Origin of the sequence: Rhodopseudomonas palustris (assembly GCF_007005445.1) — a bacterium.
GTDB lineage: Bacteria > Pseudomonadota > Alphaproteobacteria > Rhizobiales > Xanthobacteraceae > Rhodopseudomonas > Rhodopseudomonas palustris_G.
The window spans coordinates 669,465-681,078 of the sequence record NZ_CP041387.1 but is presented as its reverse complement, the minus strand read 5'-3'; the positions used below and the strand labels follow the sequence as shown (position 1 = coordinate 681,078).

The 11,614-nt window shown below is 65.5% G+C and carries 10 protein-coding genes and 1 pseudogene; 4 read left to right on the top strand and 7 right to left on the bottom strand.

The window, feature by feature from the left end; all coding sequences use genetic code 11:
• Nucleotides 1–39 precede the first annotated feature (39 nt).
• The 7 genes and pseudogenes from FLL57_RS03150 to FLL57_RS23690 form a co-directional block, all read right to left on the bottom strand.
• Nucleotides 40–1,755, bottom strand: a complete 1,716-nt coding sequence (locus FLL57_RS03150) for an AMP-binding protein (RefSeq protein WP_142882115.1) — start codon at nucleotides 1,753–1,755, stop codon at nucleotides 40–42.
• Nucleotides 1,756–1,781: 26 nt separating this feature from the next.
• The gene (locus tag FLL57_RS03145) at nucleotides 1,782–2,666 is read right to left on the bottom strand and encodes an ABC transporter permease (RefSeq protein WP_013503736.1); all 885 of its coding nucleotides are present in this window, start codon (nucleotides 2,664–2,666) and stop codon (nucleotides 1,782–1,784) included.
• A complete protein-coding gene (locus FLL57_RS03140) occupies nucleotides 2,663–3,619 on the bottom strand; it encodes an ABC transporter permease (RefSeq protein ID WP_142882114.1) in 957 nt (318 codons plus the stop codon). Before FLL57_RS03140 ends, FLL57_RS03145 begins: the two co-directional genes overlap by 4 nt.
• Nucleotides 3,620–3,671: 52 nt before the next feature.
• On the bottom strand, nucleotides 3,672–5,225 hold the full coding sequence (locus FLL57_RS03135; protein ID WP_142882113.1) for an ABC transporter substrate-binding protein: 1,554 nt from the start codon (nucleotides 5,223–5,225) through the stop codon (nucleotides 3,672–3,674).
• A complete protein-coding gene (locus FLL57_RS03130; protein WP_142882112.1) occupies nucleotides 5,216–6,265 on the bottom strand; it encodes an ABC transporter ATP-binding protein in 1,050 nt (349 codons plus the stop codon). The genes FLL57_RS03135 and FLL57_RS03130 overlap by 10 nt, the downstream gene beginning before the upstream one ends.
• On the bottom strand, nucleotides 6,262–6,567 hold the full coding sequence (locus tag FLL57_RS23695) for an oligopeptide/dipeptide ABC transporter ATP-binding protein (RefSeq protein ID WP_433962616.1): 306 nt from the start codon (nucleotides 6,565–6,567) through the stop codon (nucleotides 6,262–6,264). The genes FLL57_RS03130 and FLL57_RS23695 overlap by 4 nt, the downstream gene beginning before the upstream one ends.
• A 39-nt stretch (nucleotides 6,568–6,606) precedes the next feature.
• A pseudogene (locus FLL57_RS23690) lies at nucleotides 6,607–7,170 on the bottom strand (ABC transporter ATP-binding protein); the annotation flags it as partial.
• A 374-nt stretch (nucleotides 7,171–7,544) separates the two neighbouring features.
• On the opposite strand from FLL57_RS23690, the gene FLL57_RS03120 reads away from it, so the two are divergent.
• The 4 genes from FLL57_RS03120 (at nucleotide 7,545) to FLL57_RS03105 (ending at nucleotide 11,578) form a co-directional block, all read left to right on the top strand.
• Nucleotides 7,545–8,357 (top strand): GntR family transcriptional regulator, encoded by an 813-nt coding sequence (locus FLL57_RS03120; RefSeq protein ID WP_142882110.1) that lies wholly within the window; start codon nucleotides 7,545–7,547, stop codon nucleotides 8,355–8,357.
• A 561-nt stretch (nucleotides 8,358–8,918) separates the two neighbouring features.
• Entirely contained in the window at nucleotides 8,919–9,110 is a 192-nt protein-coding gene (locus tag FLL57_RS03115; protein WP_013503742.1) for a hypothetical protein, read from the top strand.
• Nucleotides 9,111–9,361: 251 nt separating this feature from the next.
• Nucleotides 9,362–10,147 carry a MetQ/NlpA family ABC transporter substrate-binding protein gene (locus tag FLL57_RS03110; RefSeq protein WP_142882109.1) on the top strand — a complete coding sequence of 262 codons (786 nt, stop codon included), beginning with the start codon at nucleotides 9,362–9,364 and terminating at the stop codon, nucleotides 10,145–10,147.
• Between the two features lie 93 nt (nucleotides 10,148–10,240).
• On the top strand, nucleotides 10,241–11,578 hold the full coding sequence (locus FLL57_RS03105) for a phenylacetate--CoA ligase family protein (RefSeq protein ID WP_142882108.1): 1,338 nt from the start codon (nucleotides 10,241–10,243) through the stop codon (nucleotides 11,576–11,578).
• Nucleotides 11,579–11,614 lie beyond the last annotated feature (36 nt).

Here is an 11,614-nt window from a genome sequence, read left to right as displayed (position 1 = left end):
TTGGGCCGGCGACGCCTTAGCGTCGCCGGCCGTCTCGTTTCACAGCGGCGCGTTGGCGTTCAGCTCTTGCTTCTTCACCTTGCCGGTCGCGGTCATCGGCAACGCGTCGATCATACGGATCTCCGGAACCTTGTAGACCGCCATCCGCTCGGCGCACCAGGCCTGCAGCTCGGCCGGCGTGATGGTGCCTTCGGCTTCCGGCTTGAGCTGGATGAAGGCGACCGGCACCTGGCCTTTGCCGGGATCGTCGCGCCCGACAACGCCTGAACCGAGCACCTTCGGATGCTGGCCGAGCAGTGCTTCGATCTCCGGCGGAAACACGCTCATGCCCTTGACCTTGAGCATCTCCTTGCGGCGGCCGAGGAAGTGCAGGAAGCCATCGGAATCGATGGTGCCGATGTCGCCGGTGCGCAGCCAGCCATCGACCAGCGATTGCGCGGTCGCCTCCGGCTTATTCCAGTAGCTCTTGAGCAGGGACGGCGTGCGGACGCGGATTTCGCCTTCGCCGCCGAGCGGCACCAGTTCGCCGGTCTCGAAGTCGGTGATCTTGAACTCCGCACCGGGCACCGGCAGGCCGACGAAGATCGGCTGCGACACCAGATCGAAATCGTCGCCCTGGAAGCCGGCCGTGAACGTGTTCGAGGTGTGGGTCTCGGTCATGCCCCACGCGGCTTCGGTAAGGATCGTGCCGGTGAGATCCTTCCAGCGCTTGCGGTAGGTCGGGTTGAGCTTCTTGACGAACGACACCACCCGCACCTGGCTGAGCGAGGACAGATCGAACTCCTTGAAGCGCGGGTGATCCATCAACTCGACCGCGCCGTCGACCGGCATCGCCGTGACGTTGACCTTGTAACGCTGGATCGCGCTCAGCACGCCGAGCGCATCCCACCGCGCCAGCAGCACCAGCGTGGCGCCGGTGAACATCGGGAAGATCAGACCGAAGTTCTCGCCCGCGATCCAGAACTCGGGGAAGAACGACAGGAACACGCTGTTCTGATCGGCCACCACCGAGATGCCGTGATTGGCGGCCGCCGTGTAGACCATGTCGCGCTGGGTGTGGACGCAGCCCTTCGGCATGCCGGTGGTGCCGCCGGTGTAGTTCAGCGCCGCGACATCGTCGAGCGAGGCCGGCGGCAGCGGCTCCGGCCTCGGCAATGCCGCGAGCGCAGGCAGCAGGTCGGTCGCGCCCGGCACCGCGATACGCGGGCCGCTCACCGAGTCCGGCACCGGGATCGTCGGATCGGCCGGGATCACGTCGGCGAAGCTGGTGACGATCACTTCGCGCAGCGAGGTCTCGGCGCGGACCTGCTCGACCACGCCGGCGAGCTGGTCGAGCGCCACGATGACTTCGGCGTCGGTGTCGTTGAGCTCGTAGGACAGCTCGAACGCCCGCGACAACGGACTGACCGGCACATGGATCGCACCGAGCTTGAGAATGCCGAAGAATACGATGTGGAACTGCGGGCAGTTCGGCAGGAAAACCGCGACGCGGTCGCCCTTCTTGACGCCCTTCTGCATCAGCAACGCAGCGAAGCGGTCGCTCTGCTCATCGAGATTCGCATAGGTGGTGACGTGGCCGTAGAAGATCACCGCCGGCCGCTGCGGTGCCGATTTCGCCCAGGCGCGCAAGTACTCGCTGAGCGCGACTTCGCCGTGCAGATATTGCGGCTCGCGCGGCGTGCCCATCGGCCACGCCTTGGCCCACAGCGCGTGCAGCTTTGCCAGATAGTCGGCTTCCTTGGCGTCCACGGTCATGTCCCGTCCTTGTTGTTCTTGATTGATCAATTGCGCTTCATGGTCGGATCGAGCGCCGCCCGCAAGGATTCGCCGAGCGTATTGTAGGCGAGCGCGGTGAACAGGATGGCGAGCCCCGGCGGATACATCTGCTCCGGCGCTATCTCCATGTTCTGATAGGCGCGCGCCAGCATCGCGCCCCAGCTCGGATCGGGCGGCTGAATGCCGAGGCCGAGGAAGCTGAGGCTGGCCTCGGCGAGCAGCGCCGCGGCGAGCAGCAACGTCACCTGCACGATCACTGGCTGGATCGCGTTCGGCAGAACATGCCGCCACAGGATGCGGCCGGTCGAGCCGCCGAAGCAGCGCGCAGCGTCGACATACAGCTCCTGCCGCACCACCAGCGTCCGCGCCCGCACCAGCCGCGCGAGCTGCGGCGCGAACACGATGCCGACCGAGATCATGCCGTTGGTGAGGCCGATGCCGAGCGCACCGGTGACGGCGATCGCCAGCACGATTGCCGGGAACGACAGGAAACTGTCGATGACGCGGCTGATCATGGTGTCCACCCAGCCGCCGAGATAGCCGGCGAGGATGCCGACCGGCACGCCGATCAGCACCGCGATCGCCACCGCCAGGAAGCTCGCATACAGCGACGCCATGCCGCCGTAGATCAGACGGCTCAACGTGTCGCGGCCGAGATCGTCCGCCCCGAGCCAATGCTGCGCCGACATCGGCGCCAGCGCCGCATCGATGTTCTGTGCGACCGGATCGTATGGCGCAATCCACGGCGCCAGCAGCGAGATCACCAGCAGCACCAGCAGAAACGTCAGGCTGATGGCGCCGCGCAGATCGGAGACGAACCAGCGCAGGAAACGGCGCGACCGACGCCAGCGGTGGTGATGCTGCGGGGCCGCGAGCGAGACCGTGGTCATGTCGAGATCCTCGGGTCGAGCACGCTGTAGAGAATGTCGGTGAGCAGATTGAGCGCCACCACGATCAGCACCATGGTGAACACCACCCCCTGCACCACCGGGAAATCGCGGTTCATCGCTGCGTTGACGATCAAGCCGCCCATCCCCGGAATGGCGAACACCGCCTCCACCACCACGGTGGCGGCCAGCATCCGGTTGGCGAGCAGGCTGATCACGGTGAGCAGATTGACGCTGACGTTCTTCAGGCCGTGCCGCCACAGGATCGACGACGGCGCCAGTCCCTTGGCGTGCAGCGTGCGGACCTGCTGCGACGACAGGATCTCGACCAGCGACGAGCGCAGCTGCCGCGCCACCTCGGCGATGCCGCCGGAAGCGAGCGCCAATGCCGGCAGAAGCGCGTGGCTGAGAGCGGCGGCCGGGTCCTTCATCAGCGACACCGCGCCGGTCGCGGGCAGCCAATTGAGCTGCAGCGAGAAGAACGCCACCAGCAGCATGCCGAGCCAGAAATTCGGCACCGCGACGCCGAGCGACGCAACCGCCATCACGATGCCGTCGATCCATGAGCCCGGCTTCGCCGCAGCCGCAATGCCGAGCGGCACGCCGATCACCAGTGCGGTGAGCAGCGCCAGCGCGACGATCAGCAGCGTATGCGGCAGGCAGCGCTCGATCGAAGTCAGCACCGCTTCGCTCGACACCAGCGAATTCGACAGATCGCCCTGCACCGCCTTCGACAGCCACGAGCCGTATTGCACCAGGAACGGCTGGTTCAGGCCGTAGAGTTCGCGGATCTCGGCGATACGCTGCTCGGATGCGTTGTCGCCCGCCAGCGTCACGGCGACGTCGCCCGGCACCAGCTTGAGCAGACCGAACACGATGAAGGTGGAGAGCACCACCACCGGCACCGCGTGCAGCAGGCGGCGACCGATGATGCGCAGACGCGGAGCGTTCAACATGGCCAAACCAGTCCAGAGAAAGGGCGCCGCGATCTCTCGCGGCGCCGGGCGATCAGGCGAGCGAGACGTTCTCGAACTTCGGCTTGCCGAGCAGGTTCGGCTGGAAGTCCTTCACCTTCGCCGACAGCGCATCGAGTTCGAACTGGAACGCAAGCGGAGCCGACAGCGCCTGCCCCACCGTGATGCGTTGAATCTTGGCGAACACCGCGGCGCGTTCGGCGAGATCCTGGCTGGCGCGGCTCTCCTGGATCAGCTTTGACAGCTCCGGATCGGCGGTGCGGCCGGCGTTGTAGTAGGCGCCTTTGTCAAAGCCGAGTGCGTAGGTCATGCTCGGATCGGGCCGACCGGTCCAGGCCGACACCAGCATGTCGAATTTCTTCTCCTGGGCGAAGAACTGCGCGCTGATCTCGGCGATGGTGCCGCGCGTGAACTTCAGCCTGATGCCGACCTTGCCGAGCTGGTCCTGGATGATTTCGCCGCGCCGCACCGAGTCCTGATCGGTGTAGCCGCCGATCGTCATCTCCAGCCCGTCCTTGTAGCCGGCTTCGGCGAGCAGCTTTTTCGCCTTGTCCGGATCATACGGATAGGTGCCGGCGACGTCCTTGGCGTAGGCCCAATGGGTGCTCGGCAGCGTCATCCGGGCCGGTTCGCCGAGGCCGCTCAGCGCCGCTTTGACGAAGGCGTCGCGATCGAGCGCGAAGTTGATCGCCTGACGAACCTTGACGTTGTCGAGCGGCGCGCGGGCGTAGTTGAAGTACACCTGGATGCAGTACAGCGTCGGCGACGACACCATCTTGAGATCCCTGGAGCGCTCGATCACCGGCTTCAGCCGCGCCGGCAATTGGAACGTCATGTCGTTCTGGCCGGCGACCACCGAGCGCAGCGCCGTGGCGTTCTCCGGGATGATGTTGAACTCGATACCATCGAGAAACGGCCGGCCCTTGCGCCAGTAGCTTTCGTTACGGGCGACGACGATGATCTCGTTGTCGTTCCAGCGCACGAACTTCCACGGGCCGGCGCCGACCGGCTTGCGGTCGGTTTCGTTGCCGAGCGCCTTGATATTGGTCGGCGACACCATCATGCCGGCGCGGTCCGACAGGATCGCCGGCAGCGAGGTGTCGGGATTCTTCAGCTTCAGCGTTACCTGAAGCGGGCCGGTCACTTCAACAGCTTCGATAGTCAGCAGATCGGATTTGACGTTGGAACGCTGGTCGGAGCGATTGCGATCGAGGTTGAACTTGACTGCCTCGGCGTCGAGCGGCGTGCCGTCGTGGAACTTGATACCCTCGGAGATCTCCAGCACCATGGTCTTGGGATCGGGATACGACCACTTCGCCATGCCGGGCTTCGGCTTCAAGGTGTCGTAGTCCCATTCGACCAGCGTGTCGTACATCGTCCACAGGATGCTGTGATCGGAGCCGGCGCCACCGGTCGCCGGATCGAGCGACGACGGATTGGCAGGGGCAGCGACCTTGAGAATGCCGCCGGTCTTGGCGGCCAGCACTTCGCGCGGCAATCCGAGCACGCCGGCCGCAGAGGCGCCGCCGAACAGCGCCAGAACATCGCGGCGGCGTAAGGTGCGGTTTCCCAGATCGATCACGCGCATGTTAGTCCTCCCATGATTGTTGTGTTTTCTGCTTGTCGTTGATCGGGTGGCGGACCGCCCGTGGTCGCGAAATGACAGGCGACGCGGTGTCCCGGCCTGACCTCGCGCCACGCCGGCACCTCGGCGGCGCAACGCGGCTGCACCGAAGGGCAGCGGGTGCGAAACCGGCAGCCTGACGGCGGCGCCACCGGGCTCGGAATCTCGCCTTCGAGAATGATGCGGCGATCGACCCGCAGATGCGACGGCAACGGAATCGGCTCGGCCGACAATAGCGCGCGCGTATAGGGATGCAGCGGATGCTCGATCACGTCTTCGGCCGGGCCGAGCTCCATCAGCTTGCCTAGATAGGTGACGGCAATCCGGTCCGAGATGTGCGACACCACCGAGATGTCGTGGGTGATGAATACGTAGGTGAGACCGAACTCGCGCTGCAGATCGGCGAACAGGTTGAGCACGTCGCCGCGGATCGAGACGTCGAGCGCCGCCACCACCTCGTCGCAGACGATGACCTTGGGACGCAGCGTCAGCACCCGCGCGATGTTGACGCGCTGTTTCTGTCCGCCAGAGAGCTGGTGCGGATAGCGATCGGCGGCCTCCGGAGACAGGCCGACGCGCTCCAGCGCCGCGATGCCGCGGCGGCGGCGTGACGCCGCGTCGCCCTCGCCGACGATCTCCAGCGGCTCCACCACGCTGTCGATGATGGTCATCCGCGGGTTGAGCGCCGCATTGGGATCCTGAAACACGATCTGGTAGTCGCGGCGATGCTTGCGGAACGCTTTGGCGCCGAGCGCGGCAGGATCGACGCCCTGATGCAGGATCTGCCCTTCTGTGGGCTTCAGCAGCGACACCAAAGCGCGTCCCAGCGTGGTCTTGCCCGATCCGGATTCGCCGATGATGCCGAAGGTCTCGCTGGTGCGAACCTCGAAGTCCATGCCGTCGACGGCCTTGACGGTGTCGTGGCCGTCGCGAGTCGGAAACAGGATGCGCAGATCGCGCACCGCGATGATCTCGCTCGGATCGGCCGGGGCTGAATGTGTCAATTCACCGCTCCCGGCAAAGCCAACTCGGTCGCGCGCCAGCAGCGAGCGCCATGGCCAGCATCGACCTCGACCATCGCCTGCTCACGCTCGCAGCCGACCGCCGCATGGGCGCAGCGCGCGCGAAAGCGGCAGCCGGCCGGCATCGCATTCGGCGACGGCACCCGACCGGGAATCGACGACAGCACGCCGCGTCGGGCGCTGAGCCCAGGCAACGAACGCAGCAGACCCGAGGTGTACGGATGGCGCGGCCGCGTCAGCACGTCGTCGACCGGCGCATCTTCGACGACTTCGCCGGCATACATCGTGATCATCCGGGTGCAGGTTTCGGCGACGACACCGAGATCATGGGTGATGAAGATCAGCGCAGTGCCGGTTCGCTCGCTCAGCGACCGCAACAGGTCGGTGATCTGCGCCTGTACGGTGACGTCGAGCGCCGTGGTCGGCTCGTCCGCGATCAAAAGCTTCGGCTTGCAGATCAGCGCCATCGCGATCATCACGCGCTGCCGCATCCCGCCGGAGAGTTGGTGCGGATACTCGTCGCAGCGCCGCTCCGGCGCCGGAATGCCGACCTCGCGCAGCGCCTCGATCGCGCGGTCGCGGCCCTCGGCCCGGCTCACCGGAAAATGTACCCGATAGGCTTCGCTGATCTGATCGCCGACGGTGAACACCGGATCGAGCGCGCTCATCGGCTCCTGGAAGATCATCGCAATGTCGCGGCCGCGCACCGCTCGCATCCGCCGCGGCGACAGCTTCAACAGATCAACGCCGTCGAACACGATCTCGCCGCGCACCTGCGCATTGTGCGCCGGCAGCAGCCGCAGCAGCGACAGACCCGTCACCGTCTTGCCGCAGCCGCTCTCGCCGACCAGGCCGACGCGCTCGCCGGGAGCGATCGAGAAGCCGACGTTGCGGGTGATCGGCAGCGAGCCGCCAGCGGTGGCGAAAGACAGCGACAGATCCCGCACCGCAAGAAGCGGCGCCGCGGCGACAGCCGGTACGGCTGCGCGATTCAATTCGACGGCATGACCGCGCGACATCACCGCGCCATCGCCCCGACATATCGAGTGCGGGTTCGCAACTGCGCGAACGTCATCGCCATGTCCTCCCTTGATCCGCCGCGTCAGCGTGCGGGCCGTCGCCTGTTGCGGCTTGTCGCCGGTCTCTGCCCGGCGTCGGCGCCATCATCAAAGGACACCGTTTGTCGATTGTCAACAATCGACTGTCACGCTACGAAGGGCCAGCAACGCGCGAGGCGCGTCACGGAGCCCGAGGAGACATCATGGCAGCGACCAACTATCGCAGGCCCCCGGCCGACGATGACGGCGCCCCGGTGGGCCGGTTCTCTCTGCGCACGCTGCCCGATCAGATCGCCGAAGAGCTCGGCGCGGATATCGTCTCCGGACGTCGTAAAGCGGGCGAACGTCTGGTCGAACTCGACCTCGCACGTGACTTCGGCGTCAGCCGCGGCCCGATCCGCGAAGCGATCCGGATTCTCGAGCGGCGCCGTCTGGTCGAGCTCAATCCGCGCCGCGGCGCTTACGTCAAACCGCTTTCGCTGAAATCCGTCGCCGACCTGTTCAACGTCCGCACCGCGCTGTCGATGCTGGCGGTGCGGACGATGGCGACCTCGCCGATCGAGAGCTTCGTTGATACTTTGGCGCGGCGCTGCGATGAGCTGAATGCAGGTGTCGAGATCGACGATCCAATCAGCTTCGCGCGCACCACGACGCGCGCCGTGCGCACCATCGCGCGCGGCTCCGGCAACGAGCTGCTGGTCGAACTCCTCGCCGACCTCGCCAACCAGACGGTGTGGACGACGATCTGGAAATCACCGCTCGATTACCAGACCCGGAAAATCCGCCGGCACAGCGCCGACCTGATGGCGGCAACGCTGCGGGCGATCCGGCAACGCCGACCGAACGCAGCCGAGACGCACTATCGCGAACTGCTCGAAGGCGACCGCGACCGGGCGCTTGCGACGCTATCGCGGATGCGGGGCGAAGCAATCGACTTCAGCGGGATTGCACCGGCGGACGGTGCCGGAATTCCAGCGCGAGCGGTACGGCCGTCCGGATCCACAATGCAGCCCTGATCGCACACGCGAATCTGATCGTACGTTCCGACGGCGGCAGCGCCGAGCGCCGGGCGGAGGCCACGTCGCCACCGACGGCAGCGCAGCAGAAATTCCTCTTTGCGCGATGCGCCGACGCCGGCGTTTTCCCACTGGCGCGATCCGGCGCCAAATCGATCTTATTTTTCCGCGCACGTTGACTTCACATCCGCGTTTGGCAGAGTTGGCTCGTCCGATGTTCTTCGTGAGCTCGGATCGCGGGATTTGACGGAGCAGCTTGCGCCGCGGGTTTAATCGCTAAAGCGCCACGACACGGCTCGTGGGCTCCTTTGTTGACGGAGATCGGCTCATGAACGCCAACATCTCAATCATTGCTGACTTAACTGCACCGCAATTCGGTACTCCGCTTGCGCTCATCACGGCCGTCTCGGCCTCGCGCGGCGTGATCTCGTCGGGACACGCACTCTCCCGCTCCGGCCTCTGTTGTAGCTGTCGAATGAATCTCGGCTGACGCCGACACCGTTTCGACACCACCGACATCATCAGAGATCAGAAGGCGCTGGCTTTGCCAGTGGGAGAGTCATGTCCGACGCTTACGTTATCGAAGTTCAAGCCCGCACCGCCGGCATCGTCGTCCGGGACGGGCGCAAGTTCTGCTTCTTCGCCGCGCATCACGACTTCAACAGTCTGGAGCGGCAGTCGTTCGGTTCGCTGGTCGCCGCCCAGAAGGCCGCAACCCGCTGCTGGAAGGAAGGCCGTCCGCGGCTGCAATAGCCCGTAGCGGCAGCACTTCTCACCCCAGTCAAATACGGCTCGCCAAAGCCGCCTTCGCGTCGTGATCGGCGCGGGGGTGCGGCCGGCACCATGACCCGCACCCACGACACGAATCTTCTGCGGCAGCGCAGGATCGGGAAATCCCGCTCTCGCTCCGCCGCAGATTTCGAAATGGCCGCCGGATCAAGCGGCCGATAGTTTCCCCGCAAACCACGACCACCGAGATGGTCACATATCGAGGTTGAATTCCCATGGCACGTAAACTCGTTCTCGCCGCGGCCGCTTTCGCCGCGCTCACCGCCGCGACCCCGGCTTTCAGCACCGAAGTGGTCCGGATCGGCACCACCGCCGGTCCGTACGCCGAGATCCTGCGCTACGCCGGCGACCTCGCCGCCAAGCAGGGCATCGAGGTGAAGATCACCGAATTCACCGACTACACGGTGCCGAATGCGGCGCTGGCGCAGAACGATCTCGACATCAACAACTTCCAGCACCAACCCTATCTGGACAACCAGGTGGCACAGCGCGGCTACGATATCGTGTCGATCGCCAAGAGCATCATCGTGCCGATCGGGATCTATTCGAACAAGGTCAAGACGCTGGCCGATATCAAGGACGGCGCCAGTGCCGCAATCCCGAACGATCCGTCGAACGGCGCCCGGGCGTTGCAACTGTTCGAGAAGGCCGGGCTGATCAAGCTGAAGCCGGGCATCGGCATCAAGGCGACGATCGCCGACATCGCCGAGAACCCCAGGCATCTGAAGATCGTCGAACTCGACGCCGCGCAGTTGCCGCGCTCGCTGAACGACCTCGACTTCTCCGCGGTCAATCTCAACTACGCGCTCAGCGCCGGGCTCGACCCGAAGAGCGCGCTGCTGCTCGAAGGCGCCGACACCAACTGGAACCTGGTGTTCGCGGTGCAGGCCAAGAACAAGGACAATGCGACGCTGAAGAAGTTCGTCGAAATCTATCGCTCGCCGGAGGTCAAGGCCTTCACCGAGCAACGCTTCAACGGCACCATTCTCACCACCTGGTGACACCGGACGCCGTCGCAACGATCGCCTGTTCATCCTTCCATCGATAGCGCGACCGGCCCCACGGCCGGTCGTCCGCATTCAGGACCACCGCACATGACCGCGACTTCCGACGAGCGCCCGTACTGGGACGCCAAGCTCGAAACCCAATCGCGCGCCGACTGGGACGCGCTGAAACTGTCGCTGCTGCAAAAGCACGTCGCCCACGCCTATGCGGGCTCGCCGGCCTATCGCGCCGCGTTCGACGCCGCGAAGGTCTCGCCGAGCCAGATCAAATCGCTGGGCGACATCCGCCGCTTTCCCTTCATCGACAAGCGCAGCTTGCGCGATCGCCAGCTCGCGGTGCCGCCATTCGGCGACCTCGTCGCAGTGCCGGAACGTGACATCGTCTATATCTCCGCGTCGTCCGGCTCGACCGGCGTGCCCACCGCCTCGCCGTTCACGCAGGCCGATTTCGACGGCTGGATCGACTACGAGGCGCGGCAGTTCTGGTCGTCCGGGATGCGGCCGAGCGACCGCTACGTGCATTCGCTGAACTTCTCTCTGTTCATCGGCGGACCGTGCGTGCTCGGCGCGCAGAAGCTCGGCGCACTGACGATCCACGCCGGCACGTTGCCGTCCGACCGGCTGCTGCAGATCCTCCGCCAGTTCCAGGCGACCGTGATCTGGACCACGCCGTCTTACGCTTGGTATCTCGGCGAGACCGCCATCAAGGAAGGCTACGACCTGCGCAAGGACCTTGCTGTGCGCCGGATCTTCGTCGCCGGCGAGCCCGGCGGCTCGATCCGGGAGACCCGCGACCGCATCGAGCAACTGTGGGGCGCCTCGGTGTATGATTACTACGGTCTGTCCGACATCTTCGGCTCTTGCGCCGGGATGTGCGAGCAAAAGGATGGCCTGCACTGGGCCGAGGATCACATCCTGGTCGAAGTGATCGATCCCGACAGCGGCGAGCCGGTGAAGCCGGGAGACCGCGGCGAAATGGTGCTGACCACGCTGCAGAAAACAGCGCGGCCGATGATCCGTTTCCGCACCGGCGACATCGTCAGCTTCAATCCGGAGCCGTGCCGCTGCGGCCGCACCGCGATCCGGCTCAACGGTGTCCACGGCCGACGCGACGACATGCTGATCATCAAGGGCGTCAACCTGTTCCCGAGCGACGTCGAAGCCGTAGCGCGGCAGGATCATGAGCTGACCGGCGAATATCGACTGGTGGTCGACCGGATCAATCACCTCGACCGTCTCACCGTCGAGGTCGAGCACATCCACGGCTACAACGGCGAGACTCACACGCTCGCCGACCGGTTCGAACGCAAGCTCAAGGCCATCACCGGCGTCTCGGCCGCAGTCTCGGTGCTGAAGCCCGACACCCTGCCGCGCGCCACGCACAAGGCCAAGCGGGTCGAGGACCGGCGCAGCGGGGTGTGGAGCTGAGGAAGAAGACGGAGGAACAGGCGGCGGAGCGTCAGC